Raw genomic sequence first — 18,817 nt, 5'->3', positions numbered from 1 at the left:
TGCATTTTTTTACTCTGTTGTATGGCGTGAATCATCCATTGGGCATTGACCAATGGTTGAAATATCACCAGAATTTGACTCCTGTTCAAGTTTTACCCTAAAGCCCCATAGTCTGTAAAGGTGTTTTAATACCTCCTCATGGGAGTTGGCCAGTGGAATGGCGTTGTGAGGAATATATCGCAAGGTTAATGAGCGATCGCCACGTAAGTCTACATCGTAAACTTGTATGTTAGGTTCATGATTACTAAGGTTATATTGTGCAGAAAGTGCCTCTCTAACCGCTTTGTAGCCATTATCGTCATGAATAGCGCCTATTTCTAAATGTGGGTTGCTGGTGTGGTCGACGATAGTGAACAATTTAAAGTCTCTAATTAGTTTAGGTGATAAAAATTGGCTAATAAAACTTTCATCTTTAAAGTTTTGCATTGCAAAGTGAAGAGTTTCAAGCCAGTCACTACCAGCATGTTCAGGAAACCAGCGTTTATCTTCTTCTGTCGGGTTTTCACAAATTCGGCGTATATCTACCATCATATTAAAACCCAGCGCATAGGGGTTAATACCTGAGTAATAATCGCTATTATAAGGGGGTTGATACACAACATTTGTATGGCTTTGTAAAAACTCTAGCATAAATGAGTCGGTTAGTTTTCCCTCATCATATAAGTGGTTCAAAATAGTGTAGTGCCAAAAAGTGGCCCAACCTTCATTCATAACCTGTGTTTGTTTTTGCGGATAAAAGTACTGCGATATTTTTCGCACAATACGCACGATTTCTCGTTGCCATGGCTCAAGTAAAGGAGCATTTTTTTCAATAAAATACAGAATGTTTTCCTGCGGCTCTTGCGGAAAGTGGCGCTCAGGCTTTTTCGATTCTTGCTGCTGAGAGGGAATGGTACGCCATAGTTCATTAACTTGTGATTGTAAGTACTCAGCCCGTTCTTGCTGGCGTTTTTGTTCTTCAAATAACGAAATACGCTGCGGACGTTTATACCTGTCAACACCATAACTCATTAACGCATGGCAAGAGTCGAGTATGCTTTCTACTTCAGAAATACCGTATTTCTCTTCACAGCGGCTAATATAATTTTTAGCAAACAATAAATAGTCAATTATAGAACCGGCATCAGTCCATGTTTTAAATAAATAATTCCCCTTAAAAAAAGAGTTATGCCCGTAACACGCATGTGCCATAACCAATGCCTGCATCGGCAGCGTATTTTCTTCCATTAAATAAGCTATACATGGATTGGAGTTAATCACAATTTCATATGCAAGGCCCATTTGACCTCGTTTATAATTTTGTTCTGTTTGGATAAACTTTTTACCGTAAGACCAGTGAGTATAGCCAATAGGCATGCCTACACTGGAGTAAGCATCCATCATTTGCTCAGCAGTGATCACTTCAATTTGGTTAGGGTATGTGTCTAGTTTATAATGCTCAGCAACACGTGCAATTTCATCTTGATATTGCTGAAGTAACTCAAAGGTCCAATCGGGCCCATCACTGATTCGCTCGTTATTCATATTGCTACCTCGCTTTGGCTATGCAGCCCCTTGCTGTTGACGGCCTTTTTTAAATAGCTCCCTAAATATAGGGTAAATGTCTTCAACACCTTGAATATGTTGGATGGCAAAATTACTGTGAGTTTGGCTTATGCTTTGGTACTCGCGCCATAAACTTTGGTGGGCGCGGGTAGTAATTTCTATATAGGCAAAATATCGCACTGCGCTTAACAGTTTGTTACGTAAAATATGCCCACATTGCGGGGTATCATCTGCCCAGTTATCACCATCAGAGGCTTGTGCTGCGTATATATTCCATTCATCAGCATTATAGCGCTCTGCTATTATTTCATTCATCAGCTTAAGCGCACTTGAAACGATAGTACCGCCCGTTTCTTGGGAGTAAAAAAACTCTTGTTCATCAACTTCTTTAGCTTGAGTATGATGACGAATATACACAACCTCAATGTCTTTATAGCTGCGAGTTAAAAACTGATAAAGCAAAATATAAAAGCGTTTTGCCATGTCTTTGGTGGCTTGATCCATTGAACCGGATACATCCATTATACAAAACATTACTGCTTTGCTGGTTGGGTGCGGTTGTTTATTGTAGTTACGAAAACGCAAATCGTAGTTATCAATAAAGGGTACCGATTTAATTTGCTGCTTTAGAATGTCGATTTCTTGTTGCAACAATGTCACAGCGGCTTTGTCGCAGTGTGGTTGTTCAAGCAGTAGCGCGAGTTGACCCTCAAGTTCACTAAGGCGGCGCTTTTTTCCTGCGGTCATTGCAATTCTACGAGCTAAAGAGCCTTGTAATGAGCGCACTACGTCAATATTACTGGGCATACCGTCGCTGCAAAACCCAGCGCGATGGGTTTTCATTTGTACGAGCTTATCGAGCTGGTTTTCTTGTAAATTAGGGAGTTCTAAATCTTCAAATAACAAATCAAGATATTCGTCTTTAGAAATTGAGAAAACAAAATCATCTTGGCCTTCGCCAGAATCACTCGCTTCACCTTCGCCCGCGCCACCGCCTTGTCCACCTTTAGGTCGCTCAATTTTATCACCAGTAGAGAACTGATCGTTACCTGGATGTATTTGCTCTCTATTACCGCCTCTACCTTGATGAAAAGTAGGTTCACTAATATCACGCTGTGGAATAGATATACTCTCTCCAGAGCTAGAGTCGGTGACGCTGCGTTTATTTATCGCATCAGACACCGCTTCTTTTATCTGCTTTTTATAACGCCTAATAAAACGCTGGCGGTTAACTGTGCTTTTGTTTTTGCCATTTAAACGCCTGTCGATAAAATGCGCCATAATGACCTCCTAAAAACTGCAATTATGAAGGTTATTGCGATTTTCTAACCCGTAAATACCACTCAGATAGCAAACGCACTTGTTTTTGCGTGTAGCCTTTTTCAACCATACGGTTAACAAAGTCCTCATGCTTTTGCTGATCCTCAGCCGATGTTTTAGCATTGAATGAAATGACAGGGAGTAAGTCTTCGGTGTTTGAGAACATTTTTTTCTCAATAACAGTGCGTAGTTTCTCATAACTCGTCCATAGCGGATTCTTGCCATTATTGTGAGCGCGAGCACGTAGTACAAAGTTAACAATTTCATTTCTGAAATCTTTAGGATTTGAAATACCTGCCGGTTTCTCAATTTTTTCGAGCTCAGCATTAAGCGCATCACGGTCAAACAATTGCCCTGTATCAGGGTCGCGATATTCTTGATCTTGAATCCAAAAATCAGCATAAATAACGTAGCGGTCAAAAATATTTTGTCCGTATTCCGAGTACGATTCTAGATAGGCGGTTTGCAGCTCTTTACCTATAAACTCAACATATTGTGGAATTAAATAGCCTTTTAAAAAGCTTAAATAACGCTCTTCAACCTCGGCACTAAATTGTTCTCGTTCAATTTGTTGCTCAAGTACATAAAACAAATGTACTGGGTTGGCAGCCACTTCGGTGGTATCAAAGTTGAATACGCGAGATAAAATTTTAAACGCAAAACGAGTTGAAAGACCGTTCATGCCCTCATCGACACCAGCGTAATCACGATATTCTTGGTATGACTTAGCTTTTGGATCGGTATCTTTGAGTGTTTCACCATCGTAGACCCGCATTTTAGAGTAAATGCTAGAGTTTTCTGGCTCTTTTAAGCGCGAGAGAGTGGTAAATTGAGCTAAAATTTTAAGTGTTCCTGGCGCACATGGAGCATTATAAAGCTCACTGTGTTCAATCAGCTTATCGTAAATTTTAATTTCTTCGGTCACTCTTAAGCAATATGGGACTTTGACAATATAAACACGGTCTAAAAAAGCTTCGTTGTTTTTATTGTTTTTAAAGGTTTGCCATTCTGACTCGTTGGAGTGGGCGAGTATCATACCGTTAAATGGCAGGGCGCTTATGCCTTCTGTGCCGTTATAGTTGCCTTCTTGTGTGGCTGTTAAAAGCGGGTGTAGCACTTTTATCGGTGCTTTGAACATTTCCACAAACTCCATTAAGCCTTGGTTAGCTAAACATAATGCGCCTGAATAAGCGTACGCATCAGGATCATTTTGCGCAAAGTGTTCAAGCTGGCGGATATCTACTTTACCTACAAGAGCCGAAATATCTTGGTTGTTTTCATCGCCGGGCTCTGTTTTAGCAATCGCTACTTGATTTAAAATTGATGGGAAGCGTTTAACCACTCTAAATTGGCTAATATCACCATTAAATTCTTGTAAGCGTTTTGCGGCCCATGGCGACATCACTGTTTTAAGGTAGCGTGACTTAATTCCATATTCTTTTTCGAGCAGGTTTGCATCTTCAATGGGGTCAAATAATGCCAGCGGATGGTCATTAACTGGTGAGCCTTTAATGGAGTAGATAGGCACTTGTTGCATTAAATACTTTAATTTTTCGGCAATTGATGACTTACCACCACCCACAGGGCCGAGTAAATAAAGTACTTGTTTACACTCCTCTAAGCCTTGTGCTGCATGTTTTAGATAAGACACAATTTGTTCAATAGCGTCTTCCATGCCATAAAAGTCAGCAAATGCTGGGTAGCGTGCAACAACACGATTTGAAAATAAGCGACTTAGGCGAGTATCGGTAGCAGTATCTACCATTTTAGGCTCGCCAATGGCCATCAGTAACCTTTCAGGTGCACTGGCATAAGCAGACTTATCGGTTTTACAAATTTCGAGGAATTCAGCAACACTGTACTCTTCTTCTTGTGTTGATTCATAACGTGCTTGGTAGTGATCAAAAATAGTCATAATGACCTCCGAAACCTACTTTGAAGATATATTCACTATTTAAAGTCTAGTCACGAATTTCATTTTTTGTGCAATAAAATTAAAAATTTATATGAAAAATGATCAAGATGAGCTTTTATAAAACAACCTACGTACAACCATAATCAAATAAAGTAGCGGGCATAAAAAAAGACGCATAAGCGTCTTTTTAAAACTAGTATTAAACTAATTATGCGAAGTTAGCGTTCGCGAATTCCCAGTTAACTAGTGACCAGAAACCTTTAAGGTAATCTGGACGCACGTTACGGTAATCAATGTAGTATGCGTGTTCCCATAAATCCACAGTTAGGATTGGAGTAACACCTGCATCTGTTAGTGGTGTAGCAGCGTTAGATGTATTAACGATGTCTAGTGAACCATCAGCTAGTTTAACTAACCAAGTCCAGCTTGAACCAAAGTTATTTACTGCTTTGTCGTTTAACGCGTCTTTAAATGCGTCAAATGAGCCCCATTTCGCGTTAATTGCATCAGCAATTGCACCTGTTGGAGCGCCACCGCCATTTGGAGATAGGCTGTTCCAGTAGAAAGTGTGGTTCCAGATTTGAGCAGCGTTATTAAATACACCGCCTTCTGAAGAACATACGATTTCTTCAAGTGACTTACCTTCAAACTCAGTGCCTGGGATTAAACCGTTAAGTTTAGTCACATAAGTGTTGTGGTGTTTACCATGGTGAAACTCTAGCGTTTCTTGTGAAATATGTGGCTCAAGTGCATCAATTGCATACGGTAGTGACGGTAGTTCAAATGCCATTTTTTATCTCCATCTTCTTTTGGTTGATAGTCTATTTAGTAATACGTAATGCCTGCGCAAACAGGGCACTTATCTATACCAAACAGGAATATAGTGTTACTATAATTGTTGAGTATTTTACTCAAGTTTTAGCAAACAGCAATGCTCTTGCTAAAGCTAATTAAGATTGAGGCTTTAATTGCCTATTTTAATCTATATATCTGAGGCCACAGTGAAACTTTTTCAAGGCCTAATGTGTTCGCTATCGTCATTTTGAGGTTGTAAATGGAAACCATCGATAAAATTAAACAGCAAATTGCTGAAAACCCAATCATCTTATACATGAAAGGATCACCAAAACTGCCTAATTGTGGTTTTTCTTCACAAGCATCACAAGCGTTAATGTCGTGTGGTGAACCGTTTGCTTATGTAGATATTTTACTTAATCCAGACATTCGTGCAGAGCTTCCTGCGTATGCTAACTGGCCTACTTTCCCACAACTTTGGGTTGAAGGTGAGTTAATTGGTGGCTGTGACATTATCATTGAAATGTTTCAACGTGGTGAATTACAACCACTGATCGCAGAAACAGCTGCAAAGCATAAACCTGCAGACGCTGAATAAGCGTTTAGGTAAAAAAAAGCTGCAATTTGCAGCTTTTTTTATGTCTATAAATTATTTACTCTTGTTGCTTATACGCTAAAAGTAAGGAGTGAGAAGGCAGCTTTACTCGTTTTTACGTAGCTTACAAAGCCGCAAACTTCAGAGCGCGATTGAATCGCCCCTAAATTGAGCAAGTTTTCATTCTTAAATAAGCAGTTATCAGGGTAAACTTACAAAAACACTGATCCCGCCGATTTCACGATTATGCAGGCTAATTTGCCCATGATGGGCTTCAACAATTTCTCGACACAGTGCCAACCCTAATCCACTTCCAGCTGCCTTGGTAGAATAAAAAGGGATGAGAGCACTGGCCATAACCGTTTCACTCATGCCTTTTCCTTGATCGCTCACATTAATATGAGTGCCGAGGTTATCTTGTGTTATTTTTAAACTAATATGCTCTGCTAGCGACTCTGATTCATGTGCGTTTTTCAACAGGTTAATGAGCAATTGTTCTATTTGGGTTTGATCGGCTCGTGTGATGATATCTTTTTGAAGGTCGAAATTAAATTGCCATTGGCTTTGTAATTGATCGAGTAATGAATGCCAATCAACCGTTGTTATTTTAGGTGGTGGTAGTTTAGCAAACTTTCCATAGCCTTGAACGAACTCGTTTAAATGCTTTATTCGCTCTTCAATGGTAGTGAAAACGCGTTGTAAACGAGGTTCATCCACTTTTTGCGTTAACAGCTGTGCACTATGTAACATGGATGACATTGGACCTAGTGAGTTATTGAGTTCATGGCTAATGATCCTAATAACCTTTTTCCAAACTTCAACTTCTTGGCGGCTCAATTCGCGGGTCAGCTGTTTAAATACAAACAACCTGTGGTGTTGGTTGTTAAGCAATAAGCGACCCATTGAAAGGTGCCATGTTTGCGGTTCTTGTTCTGCTTTATCGAGAATAAATAAACCATCTACGCCTTTATTAACGGCATTAATTATTTGCTGTGGGGCTTTAGACAATAATGGTGAGATTTTCTCGCCTTCAAGGGCTGTACTTGCATTAAAAAAATCTCTCGCACTATGGTTACTATAAACAATAAAATCATTGTCATTTACCAATAATACAGCTTGAGGGGCGTTTTGTAATACCTTATCAAGCATCAACTCTCGTTGGTAAACCCATTGCTTTTCTTGTCTTAATTGCTTGGCAGTTTGATTGTAAAGCTGACACAAATGACCTAATTCATCATTATGGTTATAGGCCAGTAAAGTCGATAGTTCCCCATCTTTAAAATTTAATAAGCCAGTTTCTAATGAAGTAATACCTTGGACCAGTTTACCGCTGAGTCGATGAGCCAATAAGCTACTTAGAGTGGCTGTGAAAATAACACTTACTGTTGTTTTTATAGCGTCAACACCCAGCAGCCAACAACAGATAAAAACAGGGATCACAGAGGAAAATACACATACTAAAATCACTTTAGAAGTTAAAGAGAAGCGGTATCTTGATTTTTTCATCAGTAGGCAATCTCAAACTTATCAAGACGACGGTAGAGTGCTTGTTGGCTGAGTCCAAACTCACGTGCTACTTTGGCAATCACCCCTTTATGTAAACGCATGGCATCCTCAATTTGTTGTTTGTTAGGCTCTACTTTTTGAGTGTGTGTTTGAGGCGTAATAGGAGTTAAACCAAAGTCGTCGATGCTTATCTCACCGCTGGGTTTGAGCACACTGACACGTTTACATGCATTTTCAAGTTCACGAACATTACCGGGCCATGAATGGGCTAAAAGTAGGTTTTCGCATTGTAAGTCCAGCTCACGTTCTACTAAAAAATGACGAATAAGAGGAAGTATGTCATCCGGTCGCTGATTAAGACTTGGCAGGTTAAGTTCAATTACATTTAAGCGGTAGTATAAGTCTTCTCTAAATAGCCCTTTGCTGATTGCATCTGTTAGGTTTTCATTGGTCGCTGATATTACACGGACATTAACTTTTCGGGTCTGGGTTGAACCTAAGCGCTCGAATTCTCCCGTTTGTAAAATCCGTAGGAGCTTCATTTGTCCTGATAAAGGGAGATTACCTATTTCATCTAAAAATAATGTGCCACCATCAGCCGCTTCAAATCGACCAATCCTTTGTTTTGTGATCCCTGTAAAAGCACCTGCTTCTGCACCAAATAATTCTGCTTCTATTAGTTGATGGGGAAGGGCACCTGCATTGACCGTAATAAACGCAGCATTTTGGCGAGGTGAGTTTGCTTGAATAATTTGTGCTATGCGCTCTTTACCACTGCCATTTGGGCCTGTTATTAATACAGAGACATCAGATTTGGCGACTTGTAATGCCATTTTAACTAATTGCTCCATGGCCGTACTGCGATAAATTAAACCTACTAAATTAGCATTTTCTATAGATGCATCCCGCTCTTGCTGGTGGCGCAATAAGGTTTGATTTTGTTTTTTGGTCTTTCCTAGTTCAATTAGGTTATTAACACAGGTAAGAAGTTTGGCATCATCCCATGGTTTTGGTAAATAATCAGCCGCACCGGCTTTGACAAGTTCAACGGCTGTTTCAAGCTCGGTCCATGCAGTGATCAGAATAATGGGTAGATGGGGATTTAGCTCTCTGAGTTGATAAAAGAGTAACTTTCCCTCTTCTCCTGAAGTTGTGTCGTTACTAAAGTTCATATCTTGAAGTACAAGTGCAATACGCTGGTATTGCACAATTTAAATAGCTTCAAATGGGCTATTTGCAGTAACCACTTTATAGTCGTGAATCTCTAGCAATAATGACAAAGCATCTAAAATTGCAGGATTATCATCAACGATAAGTATTTTTTCCATGTTAATTTAATCGCTGTTTATTATTATTTAAATATTGAAAATGCTACACCGCGTTTAGCCAGTGTAGCATAGGTTGGGAGCTGTGCTATATGGTTCGGGTTGCGATACTCGGCGAAATATTTGCCGCGCGTTTAGCTGGGCCAAATACAGCCAAAAGACTCATTGTAAACACCATGACTGCCGTGACAGCAATATAACTTGATGGTAATGCCGCTATTGAAAAATGTTGCATTAATAACTGACCGAGTAAAAGTGCTGAAATAGCACCTAAAAATAAGCCAGCAATGCAAATCAGCGCATTTTCAACTAAAAAATAATTAACAATTGCAGATTTACGAGCGCCTAAAGCACGACGGGTTCCAATTTGCTTGGTACGTTTGTTTATATTAAATAGCGTCAAACCAAAAATGCCCAGTGCGGTTACCAATACCAGTATGGTTATGAGCACAATTAACATACGCATCATAAGTTTATCTGCAGCCATATATTGATCTTTAAGTTCATCAAGACCTTTAATATTGTTGATCACCCGCTTACTATAATTATTGAGCATCGCATTTTCGATTTGTTTCATTACAGCTGCGCGTTGTCCTGGCTTTGTTCTTACAGCAAATTGTGCGTAAGTTTTGCCTTGAATATACGGAATAAGCGCGACATTATTGGGGTGACTATCTTTTAGCCAAGGGCCTTTCATTGGCGCTGTGATCCCAATAATTTGTAGGGGTAAGTCACCAAAATAAACGGTCTTACCAAGGCCATTGCCCTCAGGGAAAAGCTCATTGGCTAACGCCTCAGTAACGACAGTGACATTAGTTGTTCTATCTGTCGGTGAATTTGTAATGAGTACTTCAGCCTCAGTAAAATTACGCCCAGCAATTAATTTTACGCCATATGTGTCTAGGCCGTGCTCATCAATAAAAAAGTAAGCAGTGCGCACATTTTTACTTTCTTGTGGTGCAGGTTTTAAATTAAAGCCGGAAGCGCTGCCACTACCAGATAACGGAATACTGCTACTTTGCGCTGCACTCTCAACCCCTGGTAGGGCTCTTAACATGGCTTCGTCCAATTCAAACTGCTGGCTAGCATCAACGTCTTTCCCAAAGGTCATCACATTGAACTTAAACAAGTCTTGCTCTGGGTAGCCGGTTTCTTGGTTTAAAAAAGCGATTCTATCTTGAATGATAAACGCCGCATTGCTGACAATGGCTGTCGTAATTGCAATTTGAATTAAAAGTAATATTGCGCCTACCTTTGAGCGGCAAAGGGCATGAAATATTGGTTTTATTTCTAACATGATTAGCTCCTTATTGGCTCTTTAAGTAAATGGCAGGGTTGGTTTTACACACTAGCCAAGCAGGGTAAAGCCCAGCAATAATGCAAGTAGTTATTGCGATAACTGGGGCACTTAATAACATGGCTAAATCCATCGTGGCTATGTTTTTGTAATATTCGTAACTTTGCCTTACCCCGAGCAGGCCAATTTGTGCAAGTACAATACCGAGCAAACCGCCGATAAAACCAAGCATGGCTACTTCTACTAAATGCTGTAGAAAGACTTGTCGCTTACTTGCCCCGAGTGCTCGGCGCACGCCGACTTCTGGAGCACGGCGTAAAAACTTTGCTAGTAAAAGACCTAAAATATTAGCTAAACACACCGCTAAAAACACAAAGCTTAAACTAACCAGTATTTTGTTATCTTCACTAACGACATTGTTGTATTCCATCCATTGGTTTACATCACGCAGGCTATATTCAGGTTTTTCTCGCGTGAAGCGGCCACGCTTTTTTTGCTCTTCAATGTAAGATGTGAGGTAATCACCGTAAGCGGTTTTTTGCTCTGGTGTATCAAGCTGAGCCCAAAATTGGATCCACACTATTTCCGATTGCAATCTATCGGCATAGGTATTTATATTTTCATGTTTCCAGCCATTACTATTGCCCCAGCTGGTGAGCTCTTTTGCTTTAATTAAACTGAAGGGTAAAAATAGGTCTGCTATTTTATCAAAAGCGCCGTTATTTAAATCGTAATATTTAAGGTTGAGGGGCCAGTCATCAATGACACCGACAATTTGGTAGCTATCGTCATCCAAATAGACTAGTTTGCCGATGGAGTTCTTACCCGCAAACAACTTATCGTTCAGCTCTTTTGAAATCACCAAAACAGGGGCTGCAGATTGCTCTTGTTGATCACTCCACACACCGCCATAAATAAATGGCACATCAAACATGCTAAAAAAGTCAGGTGTGGTCATGCGTGCTTCACCAGTAAACGGCTTAACTTTATCTGAGTCTAAATACACAGAGAAACCAGTGCGCATCATGGCTACTTTTTTATCTGGAGTAGGCGCATTATGTAAATTTACGGCATCTTGATAAGTCAATTGCATGGGGATATCGTCACCCGTCCACCACGTGTGACCTTCATCCATGGTTTGTAATTGTACGTTATACAATTGACTGCTTTTATGCGGGATCGGATCTGCTGACATCATATGATAAACGCTTAAACTGGTCATGGTTACACCAATCCCAATGGCAATCGCCAGCACCATTAAGAAACTCACCAGAGGAGTGCGCTTAAAGCTACGCCAACTTAAATCGAGGTAATGTAATAGCATGGCTTACGCTCCTGCAACATTTTTAAGGTTTTGTGCGCCTTGATACAGCGTAAAGTCGGCAAGTTGTCCATCGACCACCTGAATGTTTCTTGGCGCTCTGCGAGCAAGCTCAGGATCATGGGTCACCATAATGATGGTCGCGCCATCGCGATTGATTTGTTCAAGCAGCTCCATTACTTGACGAGCCATAAGGCTGTCGAGATTACCGGTTGGTTCATCGGCAAGTAAAAATCGTGGCTCGCCAGCAAGCGCGCGTGCTATGGCTACTCGTTGTTGCTGTCCGCCAGAGAGTTGCTGTGGCAAATGTTTTGCCCGAGAGGCAAGACCAACTTGTTCTAAACATTTTTCAATGCGACGTTTACGCTCTGCGGCTTTAATACCTCTATAACGTAGCGGTACTTCAATATTTTCATATAAGTTTAAGTCAGGTATTAAATTGAACCCTTGGAAGATAAAGCCTATTTTTTGATTTCGACAATCTGCGCGCTGGTTATCGTTTAACTTACCTACATCAATTCCATCAAGTAAATATTCACCTGCAGAGAAGGGTTCTAACATTCCAGCTATATTTAAAAAGGTCGTTTTTCCTGATCCGCTAGGGCCTGTAACAGCAATAAATTCGCCTTCATCAACGTGTAGATTAAAATCACGTAATGCATGGGTTTGAACCATTTCTGTTTGATATACTTTACTTATATTATTCATCTTTAACATGCTTTTTCCTTTTGTTGTTTGGTTCTACGCGATTGTTAGCGAAGTAATAATGTGTGTGTGTGTTTGAAACTGTTATAGCTTGAGATAATCAATTCATCGCCAGCTTGAACCCCTGAGATTAACTCAACCGCATTAATGCTGGTTGCACCAATTGAAATATCAATGAGCTGAGCTGTATCACCGGTAATTTTATAAACCTGTGTACCGCCTTGTTGTAAAAATGCCCCACGCTTAACTTGTAAAACATCGTCACGATTTTCTAATAAAATACGTGCTGTTAATCGTTGGTTTTGTCTGATACCCGTCATGTCTTTGTCAAAACGTACACGCGTTGTGACTTCTCTATTATTTACTTCTGGTGAAATGGCAGAGAGGGCGCCCATCACTTTGCTAGCGCCCATTGTTATCTCTACGTCCATACCTAAACCAAGCTCATTTGCATAACTTTCAGGGACTTGTAGCTCTGCTTCAAAATTACTCAAATCAACTAAAGTCATTAATGGTTGGCTTTGTGTTACCGCTTCTCTTTGTTGAACTAGTAAGTTACCTACAATCCCTGACACAGTGGCTTTAATTGTTAAGTTATTAACTTTACGAAGTAGATCACCGACAATCAGTTGTTGACGAGTGACATCTCGTTTAGCGGCCTGTAGTTCAAAAGCAAGTGTATCTTTGGACAATTCAACTTCTTGCTCTGCATGTTTATAAGAGAGTTTTGCACGGGCAAGCTCATCAATGGCTTTTTCGTGATCAATTTGACTGATCACATTTTTTTGCATTGACAAGGTCGCTCTGCGATTTTCTCTATCGGCAGCGTTTAACTCTACTTGTGCTAGATCAAGTGCTTTATTTAAGCTTAATGATTGGCGGCGTGCCTCAAGGTGTTTACGTTGTAGCTCGCCCTCAAGACGAGCTAAAACAGACTGTTGCTGCTTTAATTCGTTTGTGAGCTCAGGACTATCAACCATGGCTATTACATCATGCAGTTTTACTGAGTCACCAGCATTAACCTTCAATGAAACAAAGCCTCGTTCAGGGCTGTAAACTTTTGGTGCTCTGGCGGCCACAATTTTACCGCTGGCTGCAACATCGCGTATTAGCGATTGGCGCACCACCGTGGCTATTTGTAGGCTTACTCTATCAACCGAGATAGTACCTTCTTGATCAGCATTTAATAGTGCATATACACATAGAGAAACTAGGCCCACAATAAATATAAACAGCCTGATGTATTTTTTAAAATTTATAGGTCGTGAGATTTGCGTGTCTTGCCCGCTAGTGTCTTTAATCATTATTCATTCTCTTAGTGTTTTTCAAACACAGTAATCATTAGCGAGGCAATAAACAGAATAATTGGTGAAATTAAAAATAAGCCAATAGTAAACATTCGAACATCCTCAAAATTTATATAGTTATGCTGTATTCGAATAGCATGCCATTTTTTATCTTATTGAATTTATTTGATTTTTAACTTTACCCTTTTTGTTTTACATGTCCGCGGACATAAAAAGTGTCCGCTGCGGGCACTTTTTTGATTTGTCTATGGGATGAGGTTACCTCAACGTAAAGCAAAGCAAGTTGTTAATTAATGCATAACATGAGGGGAGCGTTTAAATCTATTGAATAAACTATGCGCTAATAGAAGCCGCTGTAATTAAATGTCGTGTTCAGATGAATTACTAATACAGCACAAAAGAGGAAATAGCACCTAATGAATAGTTATTCATTTTTAGCTAACCTTACGTTTACGTAAACTGCTAGTCGTGCATGCTTTTTGTTTACAAGTTTTTAAAAATAACACCGGTGTCAATCTATTTTTCGATCCGATATCCATGCAAATGTTAATGATTGGCATTATTTTATGATTTTTAATTAAGTTGAAATATATTCAATATAATGAATATGTATTCATAAAAATATTGACTCAAGGGTGGAATAACGCTAATTTTGTTCGTCTGTTAGCAAATCGTCGAGCCGTTCATCCACGTTAACAGCGCAGCAAGGGGAGGGGTCCATGTTATATGACTCAAAACTAGAAAAAGATAATTGTGGCTTTGGCTTAATAGCCCAAGTTAATAACCAAGCGAGTCACCGACTCATTCGTACGGCGATCACCGGTTTAGATCGCATGCAGCACCGCGGTGGTATTTCTGCTGATGGTAAAACGGGTGATGGTTGTGGCTTGTTATTACAAAAACCAGACAGCTTCTTTCGGGCTATTGCTGCCGAGAATAATTGGCATTTAGGTAAAAATTACGCCGTTGGGATGATCTTCCTCAATGCTGATCCGGTACTAGCACAAGCAGCCAAAGATGTTTTAAGCGAAGAACTAGAAAAAGAAACGCTAAATATTTTGGGCTGGCGTGTGGTTCCAACTGATCCATCAATGTTAGGACCTATTGCTCTAAAACAATTGCCAGGTTTTGAACAAATTTTTATTAGTGCGCCAGAAGGTTGGCGTTCTAAAGATTTAGAACGCCGCTTGTATGTTGCACGTCGTCGTGCAGAAAAGCGTCTAATGGACGATGAATCATTTTATATTGCGAGCTTATCTGGGCTAGTCACAATATATAAAGGCTTAATGATGCCTGCTGACTTGCCTAATTTTTATCTTGATCTTGCGGATATTCGCATGACTAGTGCTATTTGTGTTTTTCATCAACGCTTCTCTACAAACACACAGCCTCGCTGGCCTTTAGCGCAACCATTTCGTTATTTAGCGCACAATGGTGAAATTAATACTATTGAAGGTAACCGCCAATGGGCACGTGCCCGTTCTTATAAATTTGCTTCGCCACTTATTCCTGATTTACAAAGCGCAGCGCCGTTTGTTAATGAGACAGGGTCTGACTCATCTAGCCTCGATAATATGCTGGAGCTATTTTTAGCTGGTGGTATGGATTTATTCCGTGCGATGCGCATGCTAGTGCCGCCAGCATGGCAAAAAAATCGAGCTATGGATGACGACTTACGTGCGTTCTATGATTTTAATTCTATGCATATGGAACCGTGGGATGGCCCTGCAGGCATTGTTATGTCTGATGGGCGCTTTGCAGCCTGTAACCTAGACCGTAATGGTTTGCGTCCAGCGCGTTATATTATTACTCAAGATGGTTTTATTACTTTAGCTTCTGAGGTGGGAATTTGGGATTACACCGCTGACGAGGTGGTAGAAAAAGGACGTGTTGGCCCAGGCGAGCTACTGGTTATTGATACCAAACTCGGAAAAATTTGGCATTCAGATGAAATTGACCAAGATTTAAAATCACGTCATCCATATAAGTCGTGGTTAGAAGAAAACGTTAAGCGCTTAACGCCTTTTGAAGCACTGACTGAGCAAGATGCAGGTAATCGGTCATTCGATGATGATACCCTTGCTAAATATCAAAAGATGTTTGGCTATACCAATGAAGAGCTAGACAGCGTTATTCGTGTTATGGGTGAAAATGGTCAAGAAGCTACCGGTTCAATGGGTGACGATACGCCGTTTGCCGTCCTAAGCGAAGGGCATCGTTCACTTTACGATTATTTCCGCCAGAAGTTTGCCCAAGTGACTAATCCGCCAATCGATCCGTTACGTGAAAACCATGTAATGTCGTTGGCAACGTGTATTGGCAGTGAACAAAACGTATTTAATGAAACTACAGGGCATGCTAAACGCCTACAATTTGATACGCCTATTTTAATGTACGCTGATATGCAGCAGCTACTCAATGCCGATGAAGCACACTACAGTTACTGTAAGATTGACATTACTTACACCATAGAAGAAGGACTTGAAAACGCCGTTAAGCGTGTTTGTGATGAAGCACAAGAAAAAGCAGCATCAGGCTGCATTATGCTGGTATTAACGGATCGTAACTTTGATGACAATCAATTACCTATTCCTGCAGCTATGGCGGTGGGTGCGGTACAAAAACGCTTGGTAGATAATAACTTACGCTGTGAGTCTAACATCATTATTGAAACCGGCAGCGTTCGTGACGCGCATCAATTTGCTGTTCTACTTGGCTTCGGTGCAACCGCAATCTACCCGTATTTAGCGTATGAGTCACTTGTGGCCATGAGCGATAGCAAGGTAATTAATAAGTCATACTGCGAAGTGACACTGGCTTATCGTCAAGCAATTAATAAAGGCTTGTACAAAATCATGTCGAAAATGGGTATTAGCACCGTGGCTTCATATCGTTGTTCGATGTTGTTTGAAGCGGTTGGCTTATCGGACGCGATTGTTGAGATGTGTTTTAAGGGCGTTGCAAGTCGCATAAAAGGGGCGTGTTTTAGCGACTTTGATGATGATCAGCAAAGCTTGCATAAACTGGCGCTTAGTAAACGTAAATTATTAAGCCATGGCGGTTTATTTAAGTACGTTCACGGCGGCGAGTATCATGCTTATAATCCTGATGTTATTCAAACGCTACAAAAAGCAGTACGTAGCGGCGAGTATAGTGATTACAGCGAATACGCAAAGCTAGTTAATCACCGTCCAGTCGCGACTTTGCGCGATATGTTGGCTTTAAAACTGCCAGAAAAGGGTATAAGCATTGATGAGGTAGAGCCTGCCACTGAGCTTTATAAACGTTTTGATTCTGCAGCGATGAGTATTGGTGCATTATCACCAGAGGCGCATGAAGCACTAGCCATTGCTATGAACCGTTTAGGTGGTTGCTCAAATTCTGGCGAAGGTGGCGAAGATAAACTTCGTTACGGTACAGAAAAAAATTCACGGATTAAACAAGTGGCCTCAGGTCGATTTGGTGTAACACCTCATTATTTACGCAGTGCGGATGTTATTCAAATAAAAGTGGCTCAAGGCGCTAAGCCGGGCGAAGGCGGGCAGTTACCAGGTGAAAAAGTAACGCCCTATATTGCCAAGCTTCGTTACTCGGTACCAGGCGTGACACTAATTTCACCGCCACCGCATCATGATATTTACTCTATTGAAGATTTAGCTCAGCTTATTTTTGATTTAAAGCAAGTAAACCCAAAGGCACTGATTTCAGTAAAACTGGTATCTGAACCGGGCGTAGGAACAATTGCAACCGGTGTTGCAAAAGCGTATGCCGATCTAATTACTATCTCAGGCTACGATGGTGGCACGGGTGCAAGTCCCTTAACCTCGGTTAAATATGCTGGCAGCCCGTGGGAGCTTGGCCTTGCAGAAACGCAACAAGCACTTGTCGAAAATGGCCTTCGTCATCGTATTCGCCTGCAAACAGATGGTGGTTTAAAAACGGGCCTTGATATCATCAAAGCAGCCATTTTAGGCGCTGAAAGTTTTGGTTTTGGTACCGGACCTATGGTGGCGTTAGGCTGTAAATACTTACGAATTTGTCACTTAAATAACTGTGCTACTGGTGTAGCAACCCAAGACGATACACTGCGCCAAAAGCATTATCACGGCTTACCAGAAATGGCGATGAACTACTTTAAGTTTATAGCTCAAGAAGCGCGTGAAATTATGGCAAGTTTAGGTGTTGCAAACCTAACCGATTTGATTGGTCGCTTAGATTTACTCGAAGCCATTGAAGGCAAAACAGCCAAACAACAAAAAATAGATTTATCAGCGGTTATCGCTCAGCCAAACAACCCAACGGGTGAAACACTGTTTTGCAGTGCACCAAATAGCTCGCACTATTTAGGTGAGTTAAATGAGAGCTTGCTAGGCAAGGCAAAAGAGGCAATTGATAATTCAAGCGGCATTTCATTAGTGAGTCGTATATGTAATACCGATAGATCGGTTGGCGCAATGCTTTCTGGTTATATTGCTGATAAGCACGGTAATCAAGGTATGGCAGCAGATCCAGTGGTGATTGAACTTCATGGTACAGCTGGCCAGTCATTCGGGGTATGGAATGCTGGCGGCCTTGAAATGACTCTAGTTGGTGATGCTAACGATTACGTTGGTAAAGGGATGGCGGGCGGTAAGCTAGTCGTTCGCTCACCACTGGGTTCGTCATTTGAAAGTCACAAAGCAACCATCGTAGGTAATACCTGTTTATATGGTGCCACTGGCGGTAAATTGTTTGCAGCCGGATGTGCTGGTGAGCGTTTTGCTGTGCGTAATTCGGGTGTGCAAGCTGTTGTTGAAGGTGTTGGTGATAATGGTTGTGAATATATGACCGGTGGCGTGGTATGTGTACTTGGTAATGTAGGAGTTAACTTTGGTGCAGGTATGACCGGTGGTTTTGCTTATATTTTAGATGAACGAGGTGATTTTGAGAAACGCATTAACCCAGAGTTGGTTGAAGTGGTTACTTTAGATGATTTGAGTTCACATCAAGAGCATTTACGCGGCTTAATTGCTGACCATTTAGAGCTAACAGGCTCATGCAGAGCAGAAACTATTTTAGCTAACTTTGAACTTTATTTACCGATGTTCAAATTAGTAAAACCTAAATCAAGTGACGTAAAAAGTTTACTCGGGCATCGCGCTCGCAGTAGCGCCGAACTACGTGTTCAAGCGCAATAAGGGGGCAGT

11 protein-coding genes and 1 pseudogene are annotated in these 18,817 nt (G+C 40.8%); 2 read left to right on the top strand and 10 right to left on the bottom strand.

Features of this window, described 5'->3' with window-relative positions:
* Positions 1-9: 9 nt before the first annotated feature.
* The 4 genes from QL989_RS12290 to QL989_RS12275 form a co-directional block, all read right to left on the bottom strand.
* A complete protein-coding gene (locus QL989_RS12290; RefSeq protein WP_138607375.1) occupies positions 10-1,524 on the bottom strand; it encodes a SpoVR family protein in 1,515 nt (504 codons plus the stop codon).
* An 18-nt stretch (positions 1,525-1,542) separates the two neighbouring features.
* Positions 1,543-2,826 (bottom strand): YeaH/YhbH family protein, encoded by a 1,284-nt coding sequence (locus QL989_RS12285; RefSeq protein WP_010388601.1) that lies wholly within the window; start codon positions 2,824-2,826, stop codon positions 1,543-1,545.
* A 31-nt stretch (positions 2,827-2,857) separates the two neighbouring features.
* Positions 2,858-4,780 (bottom strand): PrkA family serine protein kinase, encoded by a 1,923-nt coding sequence (locus QL989_RS12280; protein WP_010388602.1) that lies wholly within the window; start codon positions 4,778-4,780, stop codon positions 2,858-2,860.
* Positions 4,781-4,988: 208 nt separating this feature from the next.
* The gene (locus QL989_RS12275) at positions 4,989-5,570 is read right to left on the bottom strand and encodes a Fe-Mn family superoxide dismutase (protein WP_010388603.1); all 582 of its coding nucleotides are present in this window, start codon (positions 5,568-5,570) and stop codon (positions 4,989-4,991) included.
* Between the two features lie 264 nt (positions 5,571-5,834).
* Here QL989_RS12275 and QL989_RS12270 point away from each other — a divergent pair, with 264 nt between their 5' ends.
* On the top strand, positions 5,835-6,173 hold the full coding sequence (locus QL989_RS12270) for a Grx4 family monothiol glutaredoxin (protein WP_024602947.1): 339 nt from the start codon (positions 5,835-5,837) through the stop codon (positions 6,171-6,173).
* A gap of 198 nt (positions 6,174-6,371) precedes the next feature.
* On the opposite strand, the gene QL989_RS12265 is transcribed toward QL989_RS12270, so the two are convergent.
* From QL989_RS12265 to QL989_RS12240, 6 genes and pseudogenes are all read right to left on the bottom strand, one after another.
* Positions 6,372-7,676: an ATP-binding protein gene (locus QL989_RS12265; protein ID WP_109874498.1), complete on the bottom strand. Its 1,305-nt coding sequence runs from the start codon at positions 7,674-7,676 to the stop codon at positions 6,372-6,374.
* A pseudogene (locus tag QL989_RS12260) lies at positions 7,676-9,004 on the bottom strand (sigma-54 dependent transcriptional regulator). Before QL989_RS12260 ends, QL989_RS12265 begins: the two are co-directional and overlap by 1 nt.
* Positions 9,005-9,089: 85 nt before the next feature.
* Positions 9,090-10,298 (bottom strand): FtsX-like permease family protein, encoded by a 1,209-nt coding sequence (locus tag QL989_RS12255; RefSeq protein ID WP_138607367.1) that lies wholly within the window; start codon positions 10,296-10,298, stop codon positions 9,090-9,092.
* 10 nt (positions 10,299-10,308) lie between these two features.
* A complete protein-coding gene (locus tag QL989_RS12250; RefSeq protein ID WP_290170657.1) occupies positions 10,309-11,622 on the bottom strand; it encodes an ABC transporter permease in 1,314 nt (437 codons plus the stop codon).
* 3 nt (positions 11,623-11,625) lie between these two features.
* Complete coding sequence (locus tag QL989_RS12245) at positions 11,626-12,336, bottom strand: ABC transporter ATP-binding protein (protein WP_010388610.1); 711 nt, start codon at positions 12,334-12,336, stop codon at positions 11,626-11,628.
* Positions 12,337-12,371: 35 nt separating this feature from the next.
* Positions 12,372-13,628, bottom strand: coding sequence for an efflux RND transporter periplasmic adaptor subunit (locus tag QL989_RS12240; RefSeq protein WP_290170656.1), 1,257 nt, complete (start codon positions 13,626-13,628; stop codon positions 12,372-12,374).
* Between the two features lie 722 nt (positions 13,629-14,350).
* Between QL989_RS12240 and gltB the strand changes: the two genes are divergently transcribed.
* Positions 14,351-18,808: a glutamate synthase large subunit gene (gene gltB, locus QL989_RS12235; protein ID WP_290170655.1), complete on the top strand. Its 4,458-nt coding sequence runs from the start codon at positions 14,351-14,353 to the stop codon at positions 18,806-18,808.
* Positions 18,809-18,817: the final 9 nt, after the last annotated feature.

This window comes from Pseudoalteromonas sp. APC 3224, assembly GCF_030407535.1.
Classification (GTDB): Bacteria; Pseudomonadota; Gammaproteobacteria; order Enterobacterales; family Alteromonadaceae; genus Pseudoalteromonas.
Note: the sequence above shows the minus strand (reverse complement) of the source record. Positions and strands in the feature narration are given on the sequence as shown.